Source organism: Rossellomorea sp. KS-H15a, assembly GCF_024195245.1.
GTDB classification, from domain to species: domain Bacteria; phylum Bacillota; class Bacilli; order Bacillales; family Bacillaceae_B; genus Rossellomorea; species Rossellomorea vietnamensis.
In genome coordinates this window covers 955,691-981,578 of sequence record NZ_CP096886.1, presented here as the reverse complement: position 1 = coordinate 981,578, position 25,888 = coordinate 955,691, and the positions used below count along the sequence as shown (strand labels likewise).

Here is a 25,888-nt window from a genome sequence, read left to right as displayed (position 1 = left end):
GATAAATGAATATTCTTAGATACATATTCTAAATAAAAAAATCAGGCTCCCCCAAAGAGCCTGTCCCTCAATGATACACCCTCAACATCTCCAGCATCTTTACAAAATCATACGTGTTCACGACCTTTTCCTTGGACCAGTTTGCCTCGATCCAATGTACAAGCTCCTCCTGACTGTTGAACACTTCCCCGCTCGTGTCCGCCTTCCTGATCATAAATCTGCCGTTATCTTCATCTGCGACGACGAGACAGGGAATTTCACTTTCGACTGTCATGATTTCAAATTCCATCTTTATCACCTCACGTCTATCCTTTCTAAAAAGGAAACCTCTTAATCACAAAAAGCCCTGCAAAAACAGGGCACTTACGATTCTATATTTTCAACGAGGGTCGCGATTCCCTGACCTACTCCGATGCACATGGTGGAGAGGCCGTATCGTACTTTCCTCTTCTTCATTTCATAGAGAAGGGTGGTCAGGATACGGGCCCCACTTGCCCCAAGCGGATGACCGAAGGCGATGGCTCCCCCGTTGACGTTGACGATTTCTTCGTTCAGTCCGAGTTCACGGATGCAGGCGAGGGACTGGGCCGCGAAGGCTTCATTCAGCTCCACCAAGCCGATCTGATCAAGGGCGAGGCCCGAGCGCTTAAGGACCTTCTGTGTGGCATAGATTGGCCCCAGTCCCATGACGGAAGGCTCCAGGCCCGCAGTGGCTGACGTCACGTAGCGGGCGAGGGGGGTGACCCCTAATTCTTCCGCCTTTTCCCTGCTCATGAGTAAAAGAGCCGATGCTCCGTCATTCACACCGGAAGCATTCCCGGCCGTCACGGTCCCCCCCTGGAACAGGGGCTTAAGTTTCTGCAGCTTCTCACTATTGGTGTCGGGTCTTGGATGCTCATCCATCATGAAGGTAGAGACATTTCCTTTGCGGTCACGAAGCTCCACCGGTACAATCTCTTCTTTGAAACGTTCTTCGTCCATGGCACGCTTCGCCTTCACCTGGCTCCAATAAGCAAAGTGATCCTGTTCTTCACGTGAAATGCCAAATTGCTTCGCCACGTTCTCAGCCGTTTCCGGCATGGAGTCGGTCCCGTATTTTTCTTTCAGCCGGGAGTTGACGAAACGCCAACCGATCGTCGTATCGAACATTTCCATATTGCCTCTCGGGAATTCTTTTGAAGGCTTGGCCATGACGTACGGGGCACGCGTCATGCTTTCGGTTCCACCTGCTATGAAGACCTCCCCTTCTCCTGCTAAAATGGCCCTTGCTGCATAGTTCACAGCGTCCAGTCCCGAGCCGCACAGACGATTGATGGTCGTCGCACCGACCTCGACAGGAAGACCCGCAAGGAGAGTCGACATACGTGCGACATTCCGGTTATCCTCTCCGGCACCATTGGCGTTTCCCAGTACCACTTCTTCAATCGTATGGACGGGGACAAGGGGATTCCTTTCCACCAGAGCTTTTATGACATGAGCTCCAAGGTCATCAGGACGCACTTCTTTTAAAGCTCCTTTATATCTTCCGATCGGGGTCCGGACGGCATCGACAATGACAACCTCTCTCATGATTGGGGCTCCTTCTCTTTTGGTGCTGAATAATCATAGACCCCTTTGCCTGTTTTTCTGCCAAGGCGGCCTGCCTTCACGTACTTCTCTAACAGTGGCGCCGGACGATACTTCTCGCCAAGCTTTTCATGGAGATACTTTAAATTATTCAATCGTGTATCCAATCCTACTAAATCACCGAGTTCAAAGGGACCCATTGGGTAATTTAAGCCAAGCTTGATCGCTTTATCTATTTCCTCGGGAGACCCTAGTCCTTCCTGAAGCATGTAGAAGGCTTCATTCCCGACGAGTGCCGAGATCCTGCTTGTAACAAACCCTGGGAATTCATTGATGACCACTGTTTCTTTCCCCATCAGGCGGGCCACCTGCCCGATGACCTCCGCTGTTTCATCACTCGTTTCCAATCCCCTCACGATTTCGACGAGTGGCATTTTATGTACAGGGTTGAAAAAGTGCATGGCAATCACTTTATCCGGACGTTTCGTAAAGGACCCGATTTCAGTCGGACTCATGGTGGACGTATTGGTCGCCAGATAGCAATACTCAGGTGCATGGGCATCCAGGACCTCGAATACGCCACGCTTGATGTCTGTCTTTTCCGGAACGGCTTCGATGACCACGTCGGCATCCCTGACGGCAATCGATAGATTCGTTGAATAGCTCATCAGCTCTTTTGCTTCTACATACTCCTGCTGTGTAAGCTTGTTTCTTTCGATCCCCTTCCGGAAGATGATTTCGATTTCTTCTCTTGCGTGATCCAACTGCTCTTGTTTAATATCAACCAGTGTGGTTCTGAAACCTCCTGTTGCACTTACATAGGCAATCCCTCTACCCATCACACCCGAACCCACTACCACGATATGCTGTGTCATCCTTCATTTCCCCTTTCTTGCAATAAGGGGTTGACCTTGTTAGGACAACCCCTGCTTGATGTTTTTTATACGCCAAATGGATTTAACGGACGGTTTCCGAAGTACGAAATGATACTCTTCGTTTCAGTATACAGATCCAGCGTTTCGACACAGAGCTCACGGCCGAACCCGGACTGCTTATAGCCTCCGAATGGAGTCCCCGGGAAAGCCGAGAACGGGCAGTTCACCATGACGATCCCAGCCTGGATCGCCTTCGATACTCTTGTCGCACGGCCATGGTTTTGAGTCCATACGGCAGAACCCAATCCATATTCACTGTCGTTCGCCAGTCTGATCGCTTCTTTTTCATCCTTGAATTTCATTACGACCACAACAGGTCCGAAGATCTCTTCTTTTACCACCTTCATATCATGATTCACATCGGTGATGATGGTTGGCTCATACCAGTAGCCATTTTCGAAGCCTTCTACTTTCGCTGGGTTTCCTCCAGCTAAAATCGTTGCTCCTTCTTCTTTGGCCGACTGGACATATCCATCGATCGTATCCAGTTGACCCTGGTTGATGATGGCCCCGATATGCGTTCCTTTGTCATGAGGATCAGCCAGTTTCAGCTTCTTCGTCTTCTCGACGAACTTTTCCATGAACTCATCGTAAATATCTTCGTGCACATATAATCTGGAACGCGCTTCACAGGATTGGCCCGTATTATAGAAGATTCCGAATAGGGAACCATCCACAGCTGCATCCACATCGGCATCATCAAATACGATATTAGGGGATTTTCCGCCTAATTCGAGGGTGACTCTTTTTAACGTTTGAGACGCTTTTTCCATGATGTTTTTTCCGATCGGAGTGGAACCGGTGAAGGCAACTTTATCAACCTTTTCATGCTCCACTAAGTAATTACCGACAGAAGAACCCGCTCCCGGAATGATGTTGACGACCCCTTCAGGTACTCCCGCTTCTATACAGATTTCACCTAGTACAATGGCCGTCAGAGGAGTAAGGGTGGCTGGTTTCACGACAACCGAGCAGCCTGCGGCAATGGCAGGTGCGATTTTCCATGCAGCCATCATTAATGGATAATTCCAAGGGATTATCTGAGCACAGACACCGACCGGTTCTTTCTCTGCGACGTTTGAGAATTGACCCGGTACGTTATTGACCGTTCCGCGGTGACCCACGATCGCACCTGCATAGAATTCAAAGTCTTCGATTGCCTGCATCACTTGACCTTGTGCCGCGGATAACGACTTCCCGCTGTCCATGATTTCAAGGGATACAAGTTCATTGAAACGGGATCTCATAATGCCTGCAATTTTATTAAGGACACGGGAACGTTTATTGATCGGGAACTTCTTCCATTTACCGAAATCGAATGCATTCCTTGCTGCCTCTACCGCTTTTTCCGCATCTTCTGTTGATGCCAGTGAAACAGTGGCGATTGCCTCACCTGTTGCCGGGTTGTATGTCGTGAAGGTTTCCCCAGAGGTGCTTTCCATACGCTGACCGTTGATCACCAATGAATAATGCTCTCTTTTCATTTCAAGGACTTCAAAACTTTGCTCTTTTACTGTAGACATAACTCCATCTCCTTTTTGATTGAATTATTTTCCGTGAAAGGCTGGTTTTCTTTTCTCCATGAAGGCTGATACACCTTCGCGGTGATCCTCTGTCTTGCCTGCGATCCGCTGGGCATATGCTTCTTTTTCCAAGTATTCGTTGAAGGACAGATCCGCACTTCCCTTCAATAAGCGCTTCATCAAGCCGATTGCCTTTGTCGGCATGGAGGCGATCCTTTCGGCAAAGGCTCTCGTCTCTTCCTGCCACTCATCAATTGAAATGAGCTTTGTGACAAGACCCAGTTTCTCCGCCTCATCCGCTTTGATTTTCTCTCCAAAAACGGCCAGCTCAAGGGCTTTGGCGTATCCAACAATCTTCGATAAGTAATAAAGATTTCCTGAATCCGGAACGAGACCGACATGCACAAATGCCTGAATGAAGCTCGCTTTCTCTGACACGAGCCTGAAATCACATGCAAGCGCAAGGCTGAACCCCGCTCCTGCAGCCACTCCATTGACAGCGGCGATGACAGGTTTTTCGCACTGCTCGATTTCCTTCACCATCGGCCCGTAATGATTCCGCAGCACTTCACCGTGATCCATGCTTTCATCCACTTCACTTAGATCCTGCCCTGAGCAGAAGGCCCTGCCTTCCCCCGTGATGACGATGGCTCTCACTTCTTCATTTCGCGAAGACTCTTTTACCGCCTTTTGAATTTCCATATTCAGTTGACGGATGAATGCATTCAGCTTATCGGGACGATTCAGGGTGATCCAGGCTACGTTATTCTTCACTTCATAGTTAATCGTTTCAAACATAGTGCAGCCTCCTTATTTTCCTTTGAAATCAGGTTTGCGTTTTTCCACGAAAGCCTTCATGCCTTCTTTCTGGTCTTCCGAGGCAAAAAGGAGATAGAAGTTCTTACGCTCATACTGCATTCCTTCATAAATCGAGGAATCCACGGCTTTATGTACTGACTCCTTGATCAAGCGAAGGGAAAGCGGAGGCTTGACAGCCAATTTCCTCGCAAATTTCTCTGTTTCTTCCATTAATATCTCTTTAGGGATCGTCCGGTTGATGACTCCCCATTGGAGTGCTTGGGCGGCTGTAAACATGTCTCCGGATAATAGCCATTCCATAGCACGGGATTTCCCGATCAACTTTGTAAGCCTTTGTGTCCCGCCTGCTCCCGGCATGACCCCAAGATTTACTTCGGGAAAACCGAAGCTTGCATCCTCCGTTGCGAATAAAAGGTCACAGCAAAGGGCAAGCTCAAATCCGCCACCTAACGCAAACCCCTGGACCGCTCCGATGATCGGCTTCTTGATCCAGGCAAGGCGGTCCCATTCGGTGAATTGATTCAAGAGCTCCAGATCAATGGCCCCGTCCTCTGCCATTTCATCAATATCCGCTCCTGCGGCGAAAGCTCTCCCCCTGCCGGATAACACCATCACCTTCACATTGTCGTTCCTGTCAAACGCTTCGAAAGCATGGACCAGTTCCGATACCATGGGACGATTGATGGCGTTCAGGACTTTCGGTCTGTTCAGTTCGATGAAACCAACTCCGTCCCTCTCGCTCACTACGATATATTCGTACTCTTTATTCATTCACTTCTTCGCCGATCATAAGGGTGACAAGATCTGCGGCAAAGCCCATAAGGTCCTTCCCGGAAGCTTTTCCTTCGTCGGATTTCATGGCTGCCTTCAGTGCTTCATGGCTTTCGTAATACATTTCACACATTAAGTAATATTTGCCTTCCCCACCCATCGGAGATCCGACAATGCGAGTGACATCCATCTTCTTCAAGCCGGGAATCTTCGCAGTGATCGGACCGTGGGTATTGAAGTAATGCTCATCGAATTTCTCTTTATTTTCAGGGTGCTTATATAACGCAATCAGTTTTACCATAATGGAATCTCTCCTTTAGTTTTCAGTAGTTTACTAGATTTTTACATCATCGTGGATATAGGTTTCATGGCTTCGAACGGGTTCCGGCACTGTTTGCAGTAGAGGATGCTTCTGCAGGCGGTGGGCCCGAACAGATTCTCCATGGACGTATAGGCGGAATCACAGTACGGGCAATGAATCTCCCAATCTTCTTCCCCTGTAAAATGTTCTGGAGGCGGCGCAATGCCGAATTCCTTCAGCCGCTCCCGTCCATTCATCGTCAGTCGGTCCGATGTCCATGGAGGAGAATAGACGAACTCCACCTGTACAGATCGGACGTCCAGCTGTTCCCTGCATGCCTTCTCCACATTGCCTTTAATGATGTCCAGTGCAGGACAGCCTACAAAAGTGGGAAGAAGCTCGATCACAAGATTTCCTTCCTGTTGATCGACGCGATTGACCATTCCGAGATCCACAATGCTGATGGAATCGATTTCAGGATCTTTCACTGTTTGAAGAACATCTAAAACGGTAGCAGTCATTTCCCTCATCCTTTACCAGCTTGCAGCCGGATTTGTTTGATAGACTTCGCTTAAGGTCGAAAGTGCCGTATCCAGTTCAGATGTGTGTTCACCTAAGCGTCCATTCCCCTTTTTCATTCCTACAATCGGTGGAAAGGATAGTTGACAGGACCTGAAGACCGGCTCGAGCGCGAGCTCCCAACGTCTTGTTAAACTTTCTTCCCCTTCGATCAATGCCATTTGGGACATTTCTTTCCCCCTTGGCCCCAGGGTCAGGACCCCAGCGAATTCTTCCAGCACTCTTTCCATTGCCTTATTCATACGCTCCCTTGCTTCCCCGCCTGCATTCATCAACTGAATGAACCAGGTTTTCCAGTGAAGCAGGTGGTAGTACAATTCTGTGTTGATCTTGACGGCCATCTCGGCTAGTGGTTCATAGGAAGAATTCTTAAGCGCATCGATGCGCACTTTTTTCGCCACACTGTAAAAATAATGCCGCACCACGGCAAAGGCCCAATCATAGCGTGGTTCCTCCATGTAGTTTCCGGGTCCGTTCACTTCTTCAAGGAGAATGGCATTTCTTCTTTCGGCCGCTTTCCGACCATGGGCGAGATGGTCCTGATCGCCTTCTCCCAACTCTTCAAGAAGCTGATAAAACATGGTCGCATGTCCCATTGTGTCCTGGTTGATGGAAGAAAACGCGACATCCTCCTCGATATGGGGAGCGAGCCCCAGCCATTCAGATCCCCGGTAAGCAAGGATGAAATCGTCATCAGCCAGCTGATATAAGAGGCTCAAGAGGGCTTCCTTATAATTTGCATTCGGAATGTCCTGTAGACTTTTCACGTTCATTTCTTCTTCACCAACTCTCCCCACGACATGATTTCTTTCTCATCAAGCATTTCCTGTTCGTACTGTCTCCACTTTTTCTTCAAATAGCCGTAGCCCTTGGCGTTACGGTAATCTTTATTATCAAGACGGGAGACGCTCTCTCTTTCTTCGGGCGTCATCATCCGGACATCCGACCGTTTCACTACCCATATATCCGAAACAGGCTCTCTTCTCATGAAATTCTCTTGAGCCATCACCATAGCAAGCTCATGGTTGGGAGCCAGCAGACTGAACTGGTGCTGCATCTGTGCTCCGTCCGACCGTTTACTGAACACTTCAAATTCCTGATAAAAGTTCTGACCCTTGTCTGACATCTCTTCTCATTCCCTTCTAACTTACTCGGTCACCAGGGCTTAACGCTTCCCGGACCCACGCATTATTATCGTAGGATAATTCCCTTAAACGGAGGCGATCCTTCGATTTCGGCCCGTTGTTGCGAATGATTTCCTTAAAGCGACTCCAGTCTGGCTGCTTATAAATCCATAAGTCCTGTTCTTCATCAAAGTACATGGTTTCATCCGGGAGCGTCAGTCCCAATGACAGCATCCTTGGAACATATTTCGTGAAAAAGTCCTGTCGAAGCTGTTCATTCGTTTTCGTCCGGATGTTGTACTTGATGGTAATATCCTGCTTGGAAGAGCCCGTCGTCTTCGCATCACCAGGTCCAAAGAACATCAGAAGAGATTCCCACCAACGGTCCACCGCATCCTGGACCAGTGCCTTCTGATCCGGTGTTCCTTCTGCGAGAGCCATGATGATCGCCTCACCATGCTGGGCATGGAATACCTCCTCGGCACAAATCCTCTTCAGCGCCCTGGCGTACGGTCCGTAGGAAGCATGAAGCATATTCGTTTGTGTGATGATCGCCGCCCCATCCACAAGCCAGCCGATCAATCCTGCGTCCCCCCATGTCGGTGCCTCCATATGAAAGACGTTATGAAACTTCAAATCTCCGGAAAACAAATCTCTCATGATATGCTCTCTCGTTTTCCCGTAAGGCTTCATCAAATCTTCCGCTACACGAAGCAGAAGCTGTCCGTGCCCCATCTCATCCTGAACCTTCGCCATGATCCCCAGTTTTCTTCTAAGGGTAGGTGCTTTCGGGACCCACTCCTTCTCAGGAAGTGCCCCCATGATTTCACTGATGCCGTGCATGGAGATCAGCTTGATCAGCGCATTCCGGTATTCATCCGGCATCCAATCATCGGCTTCTATCTTTTCGTCATTTTCGATCTTTTTCATAAAATGAGCCATACGCTCATCTTCCGTCAATGGTTGATTTGTCAATACGTCACTCATTGCAGCCCCTCCTTCATCACACCATTTCAACGTTATACTGAAATGGTGTGATAGGTATTTTTTTCAAAAAAATTTATTGAAGCATGGCTTCTCCTCTAAGATCGACAATCCGGATGGCTTTACCTTCCGAGCGGGGTATTTCCCTGGGAGCTCTCACTTTGACATCCATGGAAACATAGCAACGGTCTTTCATCAGGCTCTTCACTTTTCTTTCGAGCTCACTCAGGCGGTCATGATGTAAGTCATTCGACACCCCATTAAAACATTCATCCGTCACCTCGACCTGCAGCTCCACCAAATCCAGTGCCCCTTTTTTCTTTAAGTGAACTTGATAATGCGGTGCAAGTTCACTTATCTGAAGCAGAAAATGCTCCATTTCAGATGGAAACACGTTCACACCCCTGATAATGAGCATGTCATCGACTCTTCCTTTCACCCTGGACATTTTCACCGTTGTTCGTCCACATGAGCATGTTCCGTGCTGAATCGAAGCGATATCGCCGGTTCTATACCGGATGATCGGAAAGGCTTCCTTCGTTAAGCTCGTAAACACAAGCTCCCCGACCTCCCCTTCCGGCAGGGTCTCTAACGTATCAGGGTTAATGACTTCAACGAGGAAATGATCCTCTGCTATATGAAGGCCGTCCCGTGCTTCATGACATTCCATGGCAACCCCGGGACCGATGACCTCACTTAACCCGTATATGTCGCATGCTCTAATATCCATCTTCCGCTCCAGCGTCTTCCTCATTGAATCCGACCACGGCTCGGCTCCGAAGATTCCATACTTTACAGAAAGGGAAGCCGGATCCTTTCCTTGAGCCTCCATTGATTCAGCTAAATTGAGAACGTACGAAGGTGTACCGCATATGATGGACGGCTTAAAGTCTTCCAATAATGTGATCTGCCTGGACATGTTCCCTCCTGACACCGGAACCGTGATCATCCCGAGCTTCTCACTGCCATAATGAAGACCAAGTCCGCCGGTAAATAAACCATATCCATATGCGTTATGCAGGACATCCCCCGGTTTCCCGCCTGCCATGCTGATTGCCCGTGCCACGATTTCTCCCCACATCTCAATATCATTCTGGGTATAGCCTACGACAGTGGGCTTTCCGCTCGTACCACTTGAAGCATGGACCCTTACCATTTCCTCGCGCTCTACGGCAAACAGGCCGAATGGATAATGATCCCGAAGGTCTTTTTTGATTGTAAGCGGTAACATTTTTAAGTCTGACAAAGACTTTATATCCTCCGGCTTGATGCCCCTTCTCTCAAACTGCTCCCGGTAAAAGGGAACTTTCTCATAAACGACTGAAGCAACATGTTGCAGTCTCTCTAGTTGAAGGCGCTCCATTTGCGATCGACCGGCAGTTTCAATCTCATGCAAAATCAATGTATCGGCCTCCCTGTCATGATATAAAAATATATTTATATAACGTTATTAATTCGTTTACGTAAATATGTGTTATATTCAACTACTCAAAAGATAACGTGTCTGCTGAAAATTGTCAATATATTTTCAGAAAATTTAATTAAAGTACATTTGTTGACGGCAAGGTAAGGTACAATCTATCTCCTGAAAAGAAGGACATCTCATGCCAATACAGAATCTTACATATGACACGTTCAAATAGGAGGCAATAATATGACCACTTTTGAAGGAACGAAGGAAATACAGGCATTAGAGTTGGAAATCATGGAAAAGAAAAGGCAGCTTGCACAGCTACGCAAAGAACAAGCGCCGCAAAAGGTTGAAAACTACCTCTTTTTAACAACTGATCAACAAACCGTTACACTGGAGGAACTTTTCAAAGACAAGGATGAACTTATCATCATCCATAATATGGGGAGGAATTGTCGCTATTGTTCCATGTGGGGAGATGGCTTTAATGGGGTGTATCATCATTTGTTAAGTCGTTGTGAATTTGTTCTATCCTCTCCAGACGACCCGGCCGTTCAAGAAGACTTTGCAGCTTCAAAAGGGTGGGCCTTTCCACTTGTATCATCTAAAGAAAACACTTTTTCACAAGATCTCGGGTTTAAAAATGGGAAAACCTCCATGCCCGGAGTATCCACTTTCAAAAAAAATGAAGAAGGCATGATTTATCATTGCAGCTCTGCTTACTTCGGGCCCGGAGACGAATATTGCGTCATTTATTCTTTACTGGATTTATTACATGCTCCATCTGAAGATTTTGTCCCTCAGCTGAAGCATAACCTTCGTTCATCCTTTCAGCTCACTCATAATGTTGCAGTTGGAGTGAAGCATTATCATGAAGCGATTCAATTTTACACGAATATCATTGGAATGAAGGTTGAAGAGCAGGGACAAAAGGAAACAAAGTTCTCAATGAATGGGCGGAATTTCTTCATTGAAGATAGTGATCATAACACCGTGCATTTCGAGTTCGCTGTGGATGATTTTGATAGAAGTAAGCAAAAGCTCCTGGACAGCGGCTGCAGGGTAGATCATGTCTATCATTCGAAAAGTGAAATGATATCGGATCCATTTGGATTGTCATTTCATTTGTATGAGGTCCGAAAAAACAATTAAATATAAAAAAGCCTGCCTTGAAATCCAAGGCAGGCTCTTTATTATATTATTCAGTAGCCGGTTTAAGGATTGTCTCTTCCTTTTCCGCTTCTTCCTGTAATTCTTTATCCCGTTTTATCTTCCCGTTTCCAACCGACAGGGCCACTCCGACGCCGATGGCAATGAAGATCAGGCCAGTTAAGAAGACGGTTGTGAACGCATCGGACCATGCGGTTTCAATTGATGCAATCACGATGCTGCCGATTTCTTTCGGTACTTCCAGTAACCCCGGGGTCACGAGGAGTCCGAATAGCGCATCCGTCTTTTCGCTTAATCCGCCAAGGATCTGAGCTGCCGCAGGAATATCCTGCTGTGCCGCTACATCCTTCATATTTTCCTGAAGGGATTGATTCATCACAGCGTTTAATACGGTGATTCCGATTGTCCCCCCGATGGACCGGAAGAACGTTGCGGAAGAGGTGACGGCTCCCAGCCTCGATTTAGGGAATTCATTTTGAACCGCGATCATAAGCGTCGGCATGACAAGACCCATTCCGAATCCCATCACGATCATGTACATATACGCTGTATATTCCTTCGATTCAGGACCCATCGTACTCATCAGGAAGAATCCAACCACTGTGATCAGCATACCAGCCGTCAACACTGTACGGTATCGCAGCCTTAATAATAATCTTCCGCCGATGATACTCGCCGTGATCAAGGCGATCATCATCGGTGTCATGGTGGACCCGGCTTGAGTAGGCGTCACACCGAGGATCCCCTGCATGAACATTGGTACGAACATAATCGCACCGAACATTCCTAATCCGAGAAGGAACCCTAGGGCATTCGTCGTAGCAAAGACCCGGTTTTTAAACAGGCTTAAATCAAGAATCGGTTCCTTCGCTTTGTTTTCAATGAACCCGAATACCAGAAGCAAAACGATGGATCCGCCAAAGAGCATGAAGCTCGTTCCTGACATCCACTCGAATTTATCCCCTCCGAAATTCAGTCCAAGCAATAAGAGGACCAGTGCCGGGATCAAGGTGATGATTCCCAGGTAATCAATGCTTACCTTATCCGTCGGGCGACCGACATTTTCATTTTTCAAACCGATGAATAATAGAAGGGCTGATAACAATCCAAACGGTACGTTGATCAAGAAAATCCAGTGCCAGCTGATTGTATCGACAATGAATCCGCCAATGAACGGTCCGATGACCGAGCTCAATCCGAATAAAGCACCGAACACACCCTGCCACTTTGCACGCTGCTCAGCAGTGAAAATATCCCCGATGATGGTTTGGGATAAAGGCATGATCATCCCCCCGCCAATCCCCTGAAGGCCGCGGTACAGCACGAGCTGCTCCATGGAAGTGGCCGTGGCACATAGACCTGACCCGATAATAAAGATGATGACTCCGATTAAATACAATAATCGTCTGCCATATAAATCCGATAATTTCCCCACGATCGGTGTAACCGTTGTGGAAGTGATCAAATAAGCCGTGGTGACCCACGCAAAAATAGAAAACCCGTTCAATTCTGCGATGATGGTCGGCATCGCGGTCCCGACCACGGTTTGTTCAAGGGCACTGAAGAACATCCCGATGATCAGACCGGTCAGAACCAAACGTTTATTTATCCCTGGTTGTACTGACATATGTTTCTCTCCTTATTCTTCTGTATTGTTCTCAACGGCTGCAGCCAGCTTTTCATAGATGGTTACAAGTTGTTCCACATCTTCTTCTTCAAGATAGGATAGGTATTGGGAGAAAATTTCCCTCCTTACCTTTTTCGCCCTCTCGAAAACCTCGCGACCGCTCGTTGTAAGCTCGAGCTTCACAATCCGGCGGTCACTCTCGTCTCTCTGCCTCGAAACCAGATCATTCTTAAGAAGTCGATCGATCATGACAGTGATGGCACTTGGCTTTACATCTAACTTCTCAGCAAGCTCCGTCGATTTCATATCTTCTGAAGTCGACAAAAGATATAGTATGAAAAACTGAGGACCTGTTAAATTCATATCTTTCAATGCAACCGCCATTTCCTGCTGAATATGGCGATTCGTTACGTGAAATGCTGTAAACAAGCGATCTATATAAGAGTGCTGGATCTGTTCCAGGTCCAAGATCATCCCCCATTTCTATTCAACCATTTAATATTTAACCTGTTTAAATATTAATCACCTGATGTAAAAAAGTCAACATTTTTTTCTCCTCTACATTCGGCAGGAAAACTATCAGAAAACATGCATTATAAAAACTTTTATACGTAAATGCTTTCATAAGAATTTATCATTTACACGGGGTTATAACACTCTTTATAATCGGGTTGATTGTTTTTCAAACTACCGTAATTAAAAGGAGCGTGCTCCATGATGAAACAAATTCAATCTTTATTAAACATATCTCTTGGTGCGTTATTAATCGCATTGAATATACATTTTTTCCTTTCACCCAATAAGGTGGGCACTGGCGGGACGAGCGGAGCCGGCATCGTGCTTGCTCAATTTATGGATCTGCCTGTCGGCGTCATCATGTTTACACTGGATATGTTATTATTCATTCTCGGCCTCATATTGATCGGTCCAAGTTTCGGCCTGAAATCCGTTTTCGCGAGTACAACCCTCAGCGGAATGGTGTGGGGGTTGGAGGTGTTCCATCCCCTTCAGAACCCGATCGGTCATGATGTCCTGATTCAAATTGTCATCGGGACGCTGATCGGAGCCATCGGAGTCGCCATGATCTTTAACCAGGGTGCTTCAGCCGGAGGTACCGGCGTCCTGGCGAAAATCATCCACAAATTCACCGGGCTGGAACTGGGACGGGCCGTTCTTGCTTCGGATATTCTGATTGTCCTTGCGTCTGCCTGGTTCTTTGGACTGCAGGTCGGACTATATGCATTTTTTGGCTTGCTGCTCAAAGGGATAATGATCGACCGCACGCTTCAATTTTTCAATGAAAGCAAAGAAGTGGTCATCATCAGCGAACATAGTGAAGATATCAAGGAGTTCATCGTTGGAGACCTGGAGAGAGGGGCCACCGTCCATTCGGCCAAGGGAGCCTTTTCCGATGACCAGAAAGAAGTCATCACCACCATCGTGGGACGAAAGGACTTCTCCAAGTTGAAAGCGCATATTCAATCTACCGACCAGAAAGCATTCATTACGGTTCACAGCATGAACGAAATCTGGGGTAATAACTTTAAATCATTTGCTTAAATGGGCTGATACTGGAGTCGGGTGTCTTTTTTAGAAGGCATCCGATTTTGGATCAGCCTCTTTTTCATATATGATAGGAAAAGGAAATATCGATTGAATGGATGATGACCGTGAAAAAAAGACAGACCACAGAATTAAAAGTATATAGCCATCTAAAGGACGCCTTATTGGCCAGGAAGATCGCACCCGGTACCCAGCTTGTCGAACAGATCATCTCTCAGAAGATGGCTGTAAGCAGGACCCCTATCCGGCATGCGTTGAAACGGCTCGAAGCAGAGGGGCTGGTTCAGATCATCCCGAACCGCGGGGCATTCGTCGTCCATCCTTCCAGGGAAGAGATCATTTCTTTTTTTGAATTGAGGAAAGAAATTGAATTTCTGACTGTAAAGTACGGCCTTCCTAAAGTTAAAAAATCCGATATGTCCAAGCTTTATTCGTTTCTTGAAGAGGAACAGGAAACGTATAGAAAAAAGGACCTGTTAAAATACGTCGAGCTTAATAAGCAATTCCATTTGTTCCTTGCGGAGGTAAGTGGAAATAAGTTTCTGATCCGCTATATGGACGAAATGCTTACCCAATCGAACGTCTATTTGTTTTTATTTGATGTGTTTTATCATGTAGAGCCGGGTGAAAATGTCCGTTTCCGGGAACACGAGGAAATGGTGAAGGCCATTGAAAACAAAGATCAGCAGACGCTCCTTGAATTGATCGACCTTCATTTGAAGCACAGCTTTGACGATTTGCGGATGGAGGATCATGGATATTCGTCCTTGGAATCGGTCTTGACAGAGTAGAATGATATAAAAAAAGCCGATCACCTGAATTCAGAGGATCGGCTTTTTTTGATTAAAACAATTTCGTTGTCCAGTCTTCACAATTCCATACTTCCGTCGCTACATCCTGGTAGAAGTCGGGTTCGTGACTGATTAAGAGCACGGTACCTTTGTATTCTTTTAACGCCCGCTTCAACTCTTCCTTAGCCTCTACGTCCAAGTGATTGGTCGGTTCATCGAATACAAGGACGTTCGATTCCTTATTCATTAATTTGCATAGGCGTACCTTCGCTTTTTCCCCACCGCTCAGCACTTCCACCTTGCTTTCGATATGCTTGGTCGTCAGACCGCACTTCGCCAGGGCAGCGCGCACTTCCGCCTGGTTCATGGAAGGAAACTCATTCCAAACCTCTTCAATGCACGTGTAGTTGTTCTTTGTTTTGATTTCCTGTTCGAAATATCCGATATGGAGATAATCCCCAAGCTCCACTGAACCGGAGATCGGTTTGATTTCCCCGAGGATGCTCCGTAATAGAGTCGTTTTCCCGATTCCGTTGGCTCCGGATAGAGCAATCTTCTGCCCGCGCTCCATCTTGAGGTTGAGGGGCCTTGATAACGGTTCATCGTACCCGATCACAAGATCCTTCGTTTCAAAGATGACCCTGCCTGCGGTCCTTGCTTGTTTAAAATGAAATTCCGGCTTCGGCTTTTCCGCAGCCAGTTCGATCATATCCATCTTATCCAGCTTTTTCTGACGGGACATGGCCATGTTTCGGGTGGATACCCGGGCCTTATTACGCGCCACAAAGTCCTTCAACTCCGAGATTTCCTGTTGTTGTCTCTTGAACGCTGACTCAAGCTGCTGCTTCTTCATTTCGTGGACACGCTTGAATTCGTGATAGTCTCCTGCATAACGATTCAATTCCTGATTTTCCATATGATAGATCAGGTTAATGACACTATTTAAGAATGGAATATCATGAGAGATCAGGATAAAGGCATTTTCATATTCCTGAAGATAGCGTCTCAACCAGTTGATATGCTGTTCATCAAGGTAGTTGGTTGGCTCATCAAGTAACAAGATGTCCGGCTTTTCAAGTAAAAGCTTCGCCAGTAAGACTTTCGTCCGCTGTCCCCCGCTTAAATCGTGTACATCCTTATCCAAACCGATATCATCCAATCCAAGACCACGGCCGATTTCTTCCACCTTGGCATCAATGATGTAGAAATCATTATTCGTCAGGGCATCCTGAAGTGTACCGGTTTCTTCAAGCAATTCTTCCAGTTCTTCAGGAGTGGCGTCACCCATCTTGGCAAACAGCTCATTCATTTCCGTTTCCATATCAAAAAGGTATTGAAAGGCCGTCTTCAACACGTCCCGGATCGTCATCCCCTGCTTCAGCTTTGCATGCTGATCCAGATACCCGATGCGGATCCGCTTCGCCCATTCCACTTTCCCTTCATCAGGCTCAAGCTTCCCAGTGATGATGTTCATAAATGTAGACTTTCCTTCTCCGTTGGCACCGATCAAGCCGATATGCTCACCCTTCAACAAACGGAAAGAAACGTCATTAAAAATCGCACGGTCACCGAAACCGTGGGTTAAATTTTTGACTGTTAATAAACTCATGTCGTAAACACCTTTTCTTTCTATACTAAAATTCGCTCTCTCTATTATAAGGGTCCTATTGCTTAGAAGATAGGGGGAAATGAGCTGGTGTTTTTTTACTACCGTTTACCCGATGGCCCCTGCTACGTCATAGTCAGCGGGATCGAGTTCAGTTGATTCACCCATCACCAGTTTGGCAAGCTCCGATCCAAGGTATGGACCAACCGTCAAACCTGATGCCCCAAGACCATTTGCCACCCAGACATCATCAAACCCCGGTATTGCTCCGAAAACCGGAAGGAATCCAGGAGTGAACGGCCTGAATCCGACTCTCGTTTCCACTATTGCCGCGTCTCCAATTCCAGGTGCGACAGCCGTTGCCTTCTGAAGGACTTCGTGTAGTCCGCCCGCTGTTACCCGGTGATCAAAGCCCACATCGTTTTCATGTGTGGCTCCAGCTACGACTTTCCCCTCGGGGAAGGCAAGGAGGTATTGATCATTCGGAGGCATGACGACGGGCCATTCACCCGTCTCTACCCCGCCTATTTCCAGATGGAGGATTTGTGCTTTCTGGGAGGTTACAAGAAAGTCTATTCCGAGAGGCTGAAAGAGTTCCTTCGCCCAGGCACCGGCTGTTACGATCACCCCATCCGCCCGAAGCACTTCATCCGCTATTTGGACGCCGGTGATCCTGTTTTTTTCGTGTAACAATCCGGCATCCCCTTGTCGTAGGGTGGCTCCGTTCTTTTTAGCCCCGTTCAAGAGTGCATCCCGCATCGCCCTGCCATCCACCCGGGCAGCGCCGCTTACGTGAACAGCCTGGAACTCTTCTGATAACAGCGGAAAGCGCTGACGTGTTTCTTCTGAAGTCAGAAGCGTCAGTTCACCGATTTCCGGAGCATCCTCCCTGCGTTTCTCTGCTCTCTCCATCATTTTATGGAGCTTATTCACATCCGTGTGGAGGCTGATGGCCCCCACACGTTTATATCCTGTTTCAGTTTCTCCGTCTGCTTTTAACTGTCCTATGATGCTCGGATAATACCTCGCCCCACCCTTTGCCAGGTGATACCACACTTTATTCCTGCGTTGTGAAAGCCATGGACAGACGATTCCCGCCGCTGCATCCGTTGCCTGTCCAGGGTCATTCCGGTCAATAATCGTGACATCCGCTCCTGCTTTCGCAAGATGATACGCTGCGGAAGCCCCGAGAATGCCTGCCCCAATGATGATATATGATTTCATGCAAAACACCTTTTTAGTCCATTTTTTCTTTATTTTACTTGAGAAGAGGGGCGAACTCAATGGCTGGACGTTTCAATGGATGAGGATCAGCTTGTACCTGGTACATCCCCTCCTATTTGGACCAGGTACACAATCATCACCAAACCAAAAACCACCATCAATTCCAGACAATTCTCACTACTTTTCCCAAAATAGATTGACAAGTTGTTTTGATTCATGATAAAAATTGTATAACCTAATATTGAATAAGCTTTGAAGGAAACTAGTAGCGTACATTTCCCTGTTTAAGAGAGCCGGTGGTTGGTGTGAACCGGTACATAGATGAAGCGAATTTCGATTCCGGAGCTTCTTTTGACGAGATCAAAAGACGGGTAAGACCGTTATGTGTGAAGAGTGATGAGAACTATTTTCTCATAACTAGGGTGGTACCGCGATATCCAAATCGTCCCTACGATATGTAGGGGCGATTTTTTTATTTGGTCAGAAATTACCCTCACACGTCAATAAAAACCGAAAGGAGTATGAGAATGAGTCAGCGTGAACAATGGTCATCGAAAATCGGCTTTATTTTAGCGGCAGCCGGGTCTGCCATCGGATTGGGGGCCATCTGGAAATTCCCTTATATTGCCGGTGAAAATGGAGGCGGAGCATTCTTCCTGATCTTTATCTTATTTACTTTATTACTCGGCCTTCCATTATTACTGGCTGAATTCTCAATCGGACGTACAGCCGGAAGCAATGCGGTAGATTCGTACCGAAAAATCGCTCCCGGGACCAAATGGCACTGGGTCGGGATCCTCGGGATGATTACATCCTTCATCCTGCTTTCCTTCTACAGTGTCATCGGGGGATGGATTGTCGTTTATTTATTCAAAGCTGTTACAGGACAATTGAACGGCCTTTCTTCAGATCAATACACAGAAGTATTCGGGGCAACGATTTCAAATCCCGGGATAAGTGTATTCGTTCAGCTCCTCTTCATCTTGATGACCATCATCGTGGTGGCCAAGGGGATTGAAAAAGGGATTGAACTCGCAAGTAAGATTATGATGCCGGCATTATTTATTCTTTTCATTTTGTTAGTGATCCGCGCAGTGACCCTTGATGGGGCAGCGGAAGGAGTTTCATTCCTGCTCAAGCCCGATTTTTCCAAAGTAACGTCACAGACGATTTTAGAAGCGATGGGTCAATCGTTCTTTACGTTAAGTGTCGGGGTATCGGTGATGGTGACATACAGCTCGTACCTTCCGAAAACACAGAGTCTTCCCCGTTCGGCCATTTCGATCGTGGCGATGAATATCTTCATCGTATTATTGGCAGGACTTGCGATTTTCCCGGCAGTCTTCGCTTTTGATCTGGAGCCTGGCGCGGGTCCGGTGCTGCTATTTAATGTACTGCCTACCGTGTTCAGTCAGCTTCCATTCGGGATGCTCTTCTTCATTGCATTCCTTGTGCTATTCTTGTTCGCAGCATTGACTTCAGCGTTCTCGATGCTTGAGATCATCGTATCGGTCATTTCGAAGGGGGACCCCGGAAAACGTACGAAATGGTCGTGGATCATCGGTCTCGCCATTTTCGTTTGCGGTATCCCATCGGCTTTATCTTTCGGGGTGCTTGGTGATATCACGTTGTTTGGGAAAACCATCTTTGATTTAGCCGACTTTACAGTAAGTAATGTATTGCTTCCAATCGGATCATTGCTTATCGCTCTCTTTGTACCGCTCAAAATGAAGAAAACCGCTTTATATGATGAATTAAAGCAGGGCAGCGGGTTGAAACGGGGATTATTTGAAACATGGTTCTTCTTGATACGCTTTGTGGCGCCGGTGTTAATACTATTCGTCATGCTTGATGTCCTGGGAGTGTTTTAATCACTCCCGCTCCATACAAAAGGGTTGACCCATAGCGCGGGTCAACCCTTTTCTTTATGATGCTCCATACCCCATGATCACTCCGCACGCCAATCGTTTCCCTGCATCACCTGAAGGCTGTGACCTGAAGTCATCAGGGTTTTGATGAATGATGACACCCTTCCCTATCACATCTTTCACATTGAATTTATTCGTAAAAAAGGACATCTTTGCGTAGCCGTCATTTGAAAATAAAACGGGAAAATCCCCTGCATGATTCCCATGCGGCTGATTGGTCGGATTCCAATGCCCTCCTGCAGACGTGAAAGGTTCATTAGGATCTCCTATTTCACATACCCCTTTTTCATGGAGGTGAAATCCGTGGGGACCGATCGGCTTTTGATCACCCTTTCCTTCTTTAAAGGATGGTAAACCTGTCACCTCGGCAAATACTTCCACCCCATTTTGCACTTCACGAAAAAATACATATCCTTTGAGCCCCGGAGCGAGTGGACCTCCCTGAATGTGAGCGTAGGCCATATTCGAAGCATTTCGGTAATGGGAATAAGCAGGATAACCATATTGATAATAATTCATCCATGTGCCCCCTTTCTTCACCCTATTTTATGTTGGGACCCGTGGCGACATGATGAAAAACCCGGAACATTGATTTTAACCAAACGTTTGTTTAACACTGATAACCCCTTTCTTATCAAGGGTTCGCCCCCTTAGTCAAACGTTTGTTTAAATTTTCATCTCCCAAAAGACCGACCTCCCTGATCATTCTCTCAATCAGATGGGTCAGCCCTTCCTATATGCAGAGGCGGACCGAAATATGACTGGTTTTATTTTCCTATTACTATTATCCCTTTTCATTTTGTCCTAAAAATGGTATATTTTCAGAAACTTCTGATTTCTATTCCTGTGCCCCACACTATTTTAGGAGGGATTGCTATGCAATGTGAAATGAGGTTAATTCCATATTTCATGGACGAAATGATTGTGGATACAAATGAAATTCCTAAGGGCGTTGACTTAATCCAAGCCCCCAGCATGTGGAAAAATGGGTATAAAGGGAAAGGTGTAACCATCGCCATCCTTGATACGGGATGTGATATGAACCACCCCGATCTTGCAGGTAGGGTGAAAGGATTCCGAAATTTCACCGACGATGATGACGGTGCAGAAGATAAGGTAACGGATTACAGCGGGCACGGTACCCATGTGGCAGGGACCATTGCCGCAAACGAAAATGGTGATGGGGTCATCGGAGTGGCTCCAATGGCTGACTTACTGGTGATTAAAGTTCTTGCAGGCAGCCGTGGAAGTGGGCAGTATGATTGGATCGTAAATGGTATTCTCTATGCCATCGAGCAAAAGGTCGACATCATTTCAATGTCTTTGGGAGGACCTTCAGATTATGACCCTCTGCATGAAGCCATTCAAAAAGCGGTGGATGCCAATATCCTGGTGGTTTGCGCTGCAGGGAATGAAGGCGACTCCAATAGCGGCACTGATGAATTTTCCTACCCTGCCTGCTACAATGAAGTCATTTCGGTCGGCGCCATCGATCTTCAAAGAAAGTCTTCCTACTTTACCAATTCCAATAATGAAGTTGACCTGGTGGCACCCGGCGAACAAATCCTGTCGACCATTCCCGGAGAAAAATATGCCAAGCTCAGCGGAACCTCCATGTCAGCTCCCCACATCTCTGGAGCGTTAGCCCTGATCAAGGAATTTGAACAGGCATCCTTTGCCCGGAAACTTTCTGAATGTGAAGTATATGCGCAGCTCATTAAGCGGACTGTACCACTTGGCTTCCCGAAAACACTGGAAGGTAACGGCCTGGTCTTTTTAACCGCTCCTGATCTCCTGCGCGAGCACTTGAGAAACCAACCTCTTGCCCAGATTGGGTGAAGGATGTGGATTGCAATATTTAACACAAAAAGAACAGCCATCAATGGCTGTTCTTTTTGGTGTTGGAGTTATTGCAGTCTGCTTTCGACTTCCTGACAGATTTGATCGGCACTCAGTCCGCTTGCTTCGATGACAGGGCCTTGAGTCGCTACATTTTGAATACCCATTACATCTGTATCCATTCCTGTCACGACACAGCAGTCACACCCGTTAGCATCGGATTCCTGCTTAAGCTCCACTACTTCATGCCCCTGTGCCCGTAAGGCTTCAACAACGTTTGTTAAGGATTGTTCAACACCAATTCTCATGCCTTTACACCTCCTGGTTCTATATATAGGTTTTTCTTTCGATGAAAAAGATATTCTTCCATTATTTTTTATTTACTTGTCTGCTGCTTTTTTTCTGACTTTGTCCTTCTGTATTTCCCGCCTGGGTATCAGATGCAAATTCCACATCGTTTTTGGCCTTTTGTTTTGCCAGCTGTTGAGAAGTTTGATCCATACTCTTCCTACCCTGCTTAGACATGCTCATCCCTCCTCTGACTTTTATAGAATTAGAATCCCCATTTTCAGGCAAAATATTTGAAGGGCATCCGATTCCCACCGGAATGTTTATTTTTACATCAACCCGGGTAAATAGTCTCTATAACAACAATGAAAAGGGTGGTTTTTACATGGATGAAGCAAAATTACATGAATTGATTGATGGATTAAACGAAGATTTAGCCAATGAGTATGCGGCAGTCATTCTTTACACTAACTACGCTGCTGTAGTGAGCGGCTTATATCGTCAAATCTTAAAACCTTTCTTTGAAGAAGAAATTCCTGATGAGCAGGGTCACGCTTTATACCTTGCCGAAAAGATTAAAACGTTAGGCGGTCAACCGACAACGACGCCTGCAGCCGTTAAACAAACGGATGATGTGAAGGAAATGCTTGAAGAAGGACGTAAAGCCGAAGCAGATACCATCGAGCGCTATAAGAAGCGTAAAGAACAAGCAGAAGAATTGGGTCTTGTTGAGCTCAGCATCAAGCTTGATGATATGATTGCTGATGAAACTCATCACCTTGAAGAATTTGACCGTCTGTTAAAGGACCCTTCCTTTAACTAATGATAAAAGACCGCTGTTTTCAGCGGTCTTTTTTTACGTTATAATACGAAGCTTCTTCCATTCATCCAGCAATAAAGCCTGGTATTTCGGGGTCAAATACCGATCATCGATCAGCTTCAGGACTCCCTTATCCTCTTCCGAACGGATAAGCCTGCCTCCTGATTGAAATACTTTATTCAATCCGGGATACACGTATGCATAGTCATACCCATTCATTCCCATGTCATTAAAATAGTCCTTGATGATTTCCTGTTCATCAGTAGGCTGAGGCAGCCCCACGCCTACCACGATCACACCCTTTAACCTGTCTCCTTTCAAATCGATCCCTTCTGAGAAGATCCCTCCGAGGACCGCCAGACCGATAACGGGTTGTTCTCTATCACTCCGGAACTCCCGGAGGAATTCTTCTCTTTCTCTCTCGCTCATATTCGGCTCCTGAATAAGGACCACCGCGTCCATTGATTCTTTATTCATCCTGTCATACGCTTTCTGCATATAAGAGTAAGAAGAAAAGAAGATGAGATAATTTCCTTTGTACCCATTGAACGTTTCCTCTATGGAACGAATAATGATGGGAAGGGTCCGTTCCCTGTCCCTGAATCGGGTGGAAATCGGGTGGATCCCAACATGCCACTGGTTGTGCTGGAATGGGGAAGGAATCAGAAATCGATAATCTTCTTCACTCCCGCCCAGCTGCTGAAAATAATACGAAAACGGAAGGAGTGTGGCAGAGAAGAATACCGATGATTGATAAGGACGTGTAACCTGCTTAATAAGCTTCGATGGATCGATGCAATAAAGTTTCACCTCTACATCTTGGGAGCTGCGACCAATGACAAAGCGATGTTCTTCGGAGTAGAGATTTGAAATCCTTACAAAACTGATGCTATCGAAATATAGCTGCATAAATTCCTCCGACCACTCCCTGCCCGTTTCCCCCAGGCACTTTTCCGCTATTTCAATAAAGCCTGCAATCGTCTCGAGGAATGAACCGTCCAATTCCAGCCGGGTGTCAGCATCTTCTTCTTTTTTCAATCGCAGAAATTGCTTATTTACAGCAGTGATTGCCTGCTTCAATCCCTCATGGTCAGGATGTCGCTTTTTGATTTGTAAGAAAGCAGATTTTGTCAGGGCGGCAGAATACATTTCTCGTCCCCTGCCTACAAGATTATGGGCCTCGTCAATAAGGAGATTCGTCTTTTTCTTACTTTCATCACTCATTCTTTTCAGGGATACCCTCGGATCGAAGATATAGTTATAATCACAGATGACTCCGTCAACCAGGTAGGAAAGATCGATGGAATATTCAAAAGGACACACCCTATGCTTGCTCGCATACGATTCGATGATCGGACGCGTGATGATGGTTTCCTGTGTCAAAATATCAATCAGCGCTCCGTTAATGCGGTCATAATAGCCGTTTGCAAATTCACAATACTCTTTCTGACATATCGTTTCTTCTTTAAAGCAGATCTTGTCTTTCGCCGTAATCGTAACCGTCCTGTGTGCCAGACCTTTATTTTCCAAAAGGAGAAGCGCCTCTTCTGCCACTGTACGGGTGATCGTTTTGGCCGTCACATAATACCATTTGCTGTTTCCTTCTGCCATCGCTTTTATGGCAGGGAACAGGGTGGAAATGGTTTTCCCTGTTCCTGTTGGAGCATTGGCATAAAGGGATTTCGATTCGGTTACTGTTTTATATACTGCACCTGCGAGTTTTTTCTGTCCCTTTCGATAAGAAGGATAGGGGAATGTCAGACCCGGGATACTTTTCAATTTACTTTCTTCATTTGTCAGTATCACAGTGGCAAACGGTGTATATGCGATCAGTGTTTCCTTCACGATGCGTTCAAGCTCTTCAATGGAATAAGTATGCATGAAGGATTTCGTTCTTTCTGTTTCAACTTCGATATAGGTTAATTGAACACTCACATGGGAGAGTTCCTTTTCCTTTGCCAGCAGGTAAGCATAGCATTCACCCTGAGCCCAGTGAACACGGCTCCCTTCTTCGATCAAGTCCAGACTTTTTGCCGTCGATTTGATTTCCTCCACAGTCACTTCTCCGTCGTCATAGTGGATGCCGTCACAACGGCCCTCAAGGTGATAGACGAGACCACCGGCTTCCTTCTCCCCTTTCAGAAAGACTTCTTTCTCATCGCCTTCTTTATATTGTTTCTGCCATTTCTGATGGAGTCTTGTACCGATGATCATAGAAGAACGGGACTGGAATCTCAGGTCGATGCTCCCTTCCTTATAAACAAACTCAACTAACTCCCTGATGGATACTTTCATGGTTTTTTTCACGGATGTTTCACCTCCTGTTTTCAAAAGGAAAATGATGATTCTAACTGATTTCAGATATACATATATATTAGACAAGCTGTGTGGAACGGAGGATTCGGGAGAATGAAGGCAAGATTCGTCTTTTATTGCATTGGGTTACTGTCTCTATCATTAGGGGTTTCACTTATTATCAAAGGGGATTTGGGAGCAGCTCCCTGGGATGCACTTGCCGTCGGGGAATCCACACTGCTTCACCTTTCTATCGGGACATGCATCTTCATGAATGGATGCATTCTCATCCTCATTAACGCACTCCTGTTAAAAGAAGGGATCCAGTGGTTGGCAGCCCTCTCCATCTTTGTGATCGGGATGATGGTTGATTACTGGATCACGACCGGCCTTAAAACAGTTGAACCCGTTGGATTCGGGCAGCAACTATCTCTTGTCCTGATCGGCATCCTGCTTCTCGGGATCGGAATCTCCATCTATCTTCAAGCAAAGCTCCCATCCAGTCCCATGGATACCTTCATGGTGGCGATCCACCGACGGTTCGGATTGAACCTGCGCAATTCCCGGTTGTTAAATGAAGCGATTGCCATCACCCTCGCCATGGTCTTCCATGGGGCTGTCGGCATTGGAACGGTTGTTGTCGCCTGCACGTTAGGATTTATCATTCATATCTTCTATCCTATCATGGAACGTATGTACGGGAAATGGAGTTGATTTTTTTAAG

Annotated in this window: 27 protein-coding genes and 1 other annotated feature; of the genes, 7 read left to right on the top strand and 20 right to left on the bottom strand. The window is 46.5% G+C overall.

Going from position 1 to position 25,888, the window contains the following annotated elements; all coding sequences use genetic code 11:
• Positions 1–67 precede the first annotated feature (67 nt).
• From M1J35_RS04950 to M1J35_RS04895, 12 genes are all read right to left on the bottom strand, one after another.
• Positions 68–289 carry a hypothetical protein gene (locus M1J35_RS04950; protein ID WP_098351222.1) on the bottom strand — a complete coding sequence of 74 codons (222 nt, stop codon included), beginning with the start codon at positions 287–289 and terminating at the stop codon, positions 68–70.
• Between the two features lie 74 nt (positions 290–363).
• On the bottom strand, positions 364–1,569 hold the full coding sequence (locus tag M1J35_RS04945; RefSeq protein WP_254652889.1) for a thiolase family protein: 1,206 nt from the start codon (positions 1,567–1,569) through the stop codon (positions 364–366).
• Positions 1,566–2,441 carry a 3-hydroxyacyl-CoA dehydrogenase gene (locus tag M1J35_RS04940; protein WP_229596094.1) on the bottom strand — a complete coding sequence of 292 codons (876 nt, stop codon included), beginning with the start codon at positions 2,439–2,441 and terminating at the stop codon, positions 1,566–1,568. Before M1J35_RS04940 ends, M1J35_RS04945 begins: the two co-directional genes overlap by 4 nt.
• A gap of 65 nt (positions 2,442–2,506) precedes the next feature.
• Positions 2,507–4,024, bottom strand: coding sequence for an aldehyde dehydrogenase family protein (locus M1J35_RS04935; protein ID WP_254652888.1), 1,518 nt, complete (start codon positions 4,022–4,024; stop codon positions 2,507–2,509).
• A gap of 24 nt (positions 4,025–4,048) precedes the next feature.
• Positions 4,049–4,822: an enoyl-CoA hydratase-related protein gene (locus tag M1J35_RS04930; protein ID WP_254652887.1), complete on the bottom strand. Its 774-nt coding sequence runs from the start codon at positions 4,820–4,822 to the stop codon at positions 4,049–4,051.
• 12 nt (positions 4,823–4,834) lie between these two features.
• A complete protein-coding gene (locus tag M1J35_RS04925) occupies positions 4,835–5,614 on the bottom strand; it encodes an enoyl-CoA hydratase/isomerase family protein (protein ID WP_254652886.1) in 780 nt (259 codons plus the stop codon).
• Entirely contained in the window at positions 5,607–5,915 is a 309-nt protein-coding gene (locus M1J35_RS04920) for an EthD family reductase (protein WP_034760972.1), read from the bottom strand. Before M1J35_RS04920 ends, M1J35_RS04925 begins: the two co-directional genes overlap by 8 nt.
• A gap of 41 nt (positions 5,916–5,956) precedes the next feature.
• Positions 5,957–6,436: a 1,2-phenylacetyl-CoA epoxidase subunit PaaD gene (paaD, locus tag M1J35_RS04915; RefSeq protein WP_156030065.1), complete on the bottom strand. Its 480-nt coding sequence runs from the start codon at positions 6,434–6,436 to the stop codon at positions 5,957–5,959.
• Positions 6,437–6,448: 12 nt separating this feature from the next.
• Entirely contained in the window at positions 6,449–7,267 is an 819-nt protein-coding gene (gene paaC / locus M1J35_RS04910; RefSeq protein ID WP_254652885.1) for a 1,2-phenylacetyl-CoA epoxidase subunit PaaC, read from the bottom strand.
• Positions 7,264–7,620, bottom strand: a complete 357-nt coding sequence (gene paaB, locus M1J35_RS04905) for a 1,2-phenylacetyl-CoA epoxidase subunit PaaB (protein WP_034760966.1) — start codon at positions 7,618–7,620, stop codon at positions 7,264–7,266. The genes paaC and paaB overlap by 4 nt, the downstream gene beginning before the upstream one ends.
• Before the next feature lie 16 nt (positions 7,621–7,636).
• A complete protein-coding gene (gene paaA / locus M1J35_RS04900; protein ID WP_034760964.1) occupies positions 7,637–8,605 on the bottom strand; it encodes a 1,2-phenylacetyl-CoA epoxidase subunit PaaA in 969 nt (322 codons plus the stop codon).
• Positions 8,606–8,678: 73 nt separating this feature from the next.
• Positions 8,679–10,004: a phenylacetate--CoA ligase family protein gene (locus M1J35_RS04895; protein ID WP_254652884.1), complete on the bottom strand. Its 1,326-nt coding sequence runs from the start codon at positions 10,002–10,004 to the stop codon at positions 8,679–8,681.
• A 252-nt stretch (positions 10,005–10,256) separates the two neighbouring features.
• Here M1J35_RS04895 and M1J35_RS04890 point away from each other — a divergent pair, with 252 nt between their 5' ends.
• Positions 10,257–11,165 (top strand): DUF899 family protein, encoded by a 909-nt coding sequence (locus tag M1J35_RS04890; protein ID WP_224521521.1) that lies wholly within the window; start codon positions 10,257–10,259, stop codon positions 11,163–11,165.
• A gap of 46 nt (positions 11,166–11,211) precedes the next feature.
• Here M1J35_RS04890 and M1J35_RS04885 read toward each other — a convergent pair whose 3' ends face one another.
• Together M1J35_RS04885 and M1J35_RS04880 are read right to left on the bottom strand one after the other, a co-directional pair.
• Positions 11,212–12,810, bottom strand: a complete 1,599-nt coding sequence (locus tag M1J35_RS04885; protein ID WP_254652883.1) for an MDR family MFS transporter — start codon at positions 12,808–12,810, stop codon at positions 11,212–11,214.
• A 12-nt stretch (positions 12,811–12,822) separates the two neighbouring features.
• Positions 12,823–13,278 (bottom strand): MarR family winged helix-turn-helix transcriptional regulator, encoded by a 456-nt coding sequence (locus tag M1J35_RS04880; protein WP_224521523.1) that lies wholly within the window; start codon positions 13,276–13,278, stop codon positions 12,823–12,825.
• 246 nt (positions 13,279–13,524) lie between these two features.
• On the opposite strand from M1J35_RS04880, the gene M1J35_RS04875 reads away from it, so the two are divergent.
• Positions 13,525–14,370, top strand: coding sequence for a YitT family protein (locus tag M1J35_RS04875; RefSeq protein WP_224521524.1), 846 nt, complete (start codon positions 13,525–13,527; stop codon positions 14,368–14,370).
• Between the two features lie 110 nt (positions 14,371–14,480).
• Positions 14,481–15,164, top strand: a complete 684-nt coding sequence (locus M1J35_RS04870) for a GntR family transcriptional regulator (RefSeq protein WP_224521525.1) — start codon at positions 14,481–14,483, stop codon at positions 15,162–15,164.
• Between the two features lie 52 nt (positions 15,165–15,216).
• Here the strand turns inward: M1J35_RS04870 and M1J35_RS04865 are convergent, their stop codons facing one another.
• A complete protein-coding gene (locus M1J35_RS04865; protein WP_254652882.1) occupies positions 15,217–16,773 on the bottom strand; it encodes an ABC-F family ATP-binding cassette domain-containing protein in 1,557 nt (518 codons plus the stop codon).
• Between the two features lie 105 nt (positions 16,774–16,878).
• Positions 16,879–17,994 (bottom strand): NAD(P)/FAD-dependent oxidoreductase, encoded by a 1,116-nt coding sequence (locus M1J35_RS04860; protein WP_254652881.1) that lies wholly within the window; start codon positions 17,992–17,994, stop codon positions 16,879–16,881.
• 243 nt (positions 17,995–18,237) lie between these two features.
• Positions 18,238–18,447, top strand: a binding site (T-box leader).
• A 74-nt stretch (positions 18,448–18,521) separates the two neighbouring features.
• On the opposite strand from M1J35_RS04860, the gene M1J35_RS04855 reads away from it, so the two are divergent.
• Positions 18,522–19,865 (top strand): sodium-dependent transporter, encoded by a 1,344-nt coding sequence (locus M1J35_RS04855; RefSeq protein ID WP_224521528.1) that lies wholly within the window; start codon positions 18,522–18,524, stop codon positions 19,863–19,865.
• Between the two features lie 54 nt (positions 19,866–19,919).
• Here the strand turns inward: M1J35_RS04855 and M1J35_RS04850 are convergent, their stop codons facing one another.
• Positions 19,920–20,441: a superoxide dismutase family protein gene (locus tag M1J35_RS04850; protein WP_254652880.1), complete on the bottom strand. Its 522-nt coding sequence runs from the start codon at positions 20,439–20,441 to the stop codon at positions 19,920–19,922.
• A 357-nt stretch (positions 20,442–20,798) separates the two neighbouring features.
• Between M1J35_RS04850 and M1J35_RS04845 the strand changes: the two genes are divergently transcribed.
• Positions 20,799–21,761, top strand: coding sequence for a S8 family peptidase (locus M1J35_RS04845; protein WP_224521530.1), 963 nt, complete (start codon positions 20,799–20,801; stop codon positions 21,759–21,761).
• A 68-nt stretch (positions 21,762–21,829) separates the two neighbouring features.
• Here M1J35_RS04845 and M1J35_RS04840 read toward each other — a convergent pair whose 3' ends face one another.
• Positions 21,830–22,069 carry a YkuS family protein gene (locus M1J35_RS04840; protein ID WP_060671538.1) on the bottom strand — a complete coding sequence of 80 codons (240 nt, stop codon included), beginning with the start codon at positions 22,067–22,069 and terminating at the stop codon, positions 21,830–21,832.
• A gap of 61 nt (positions 22,070–22,130) precedes the next feature.
• Entirely contained in the window at positions 22,131–22,286 is a 156-nt protein-coding gene (locus M1J35_RS04835; RefSeq protein WP_254652879.1) for a hypothetical protein, read from the bottom strand.
• A gap of 148 nt (positions 22,287–22,434) precedes the next feature.
• On the opposite strand from M1J35_RS04835, the gene M1J35_RS04830 reads away from it, so the two are divergent.
• The gene (locus tag M1J35_RS04830; protein ID WP_060671539.1) at positions 22,435–22,872 is read left to right on the top strand and encodes a ferritin-like domain-containing protein; all 438 of its coding nucleotides are present in this window, start codon (positions 22,435–22,437) and stop codon (positions 22,870–22,872) included.
• A gap of 33 nt (positions 22,873–22,905) precedes the next feature.
• Here the strand turns inward: M1J35_RS04830 and M1J35_RS04825 are convergent, their stop codons facing one another.
• The gene (locus tag M1J35_RS04825) at positions 22,906–25,176 is read right to left on the bottom strand and encodes a helicase C-terminal domain-containing protein (RefSeq protein WP_254652878.1); all 2,271 of its coding nucleotides are present in this window, start codon (positions 25,174–25,176) and stop codon (positions 22,906–22,908) included.
• A 102-nt stretch (positions 25,177–25,278) separates the two neighbouring features.
• Here M1J35_RS04825 and M1J35_RS04820 point away from each other — a divergent pair, with 102 nt between their 5' ends.
• Positions 25,279–25,878, top strand: a complete 600-nt coding sequence (locus tag M1J35_RS04820) for a YczE/YyaS/YitT family protein (RefSeq protein ID WP_254652877.1) — start codon at positions 25,279–25,281, stop codon at positions 25,876–25,878.
• Positions 25,879–25,888 lie beyond the last annotated feature (10 nt).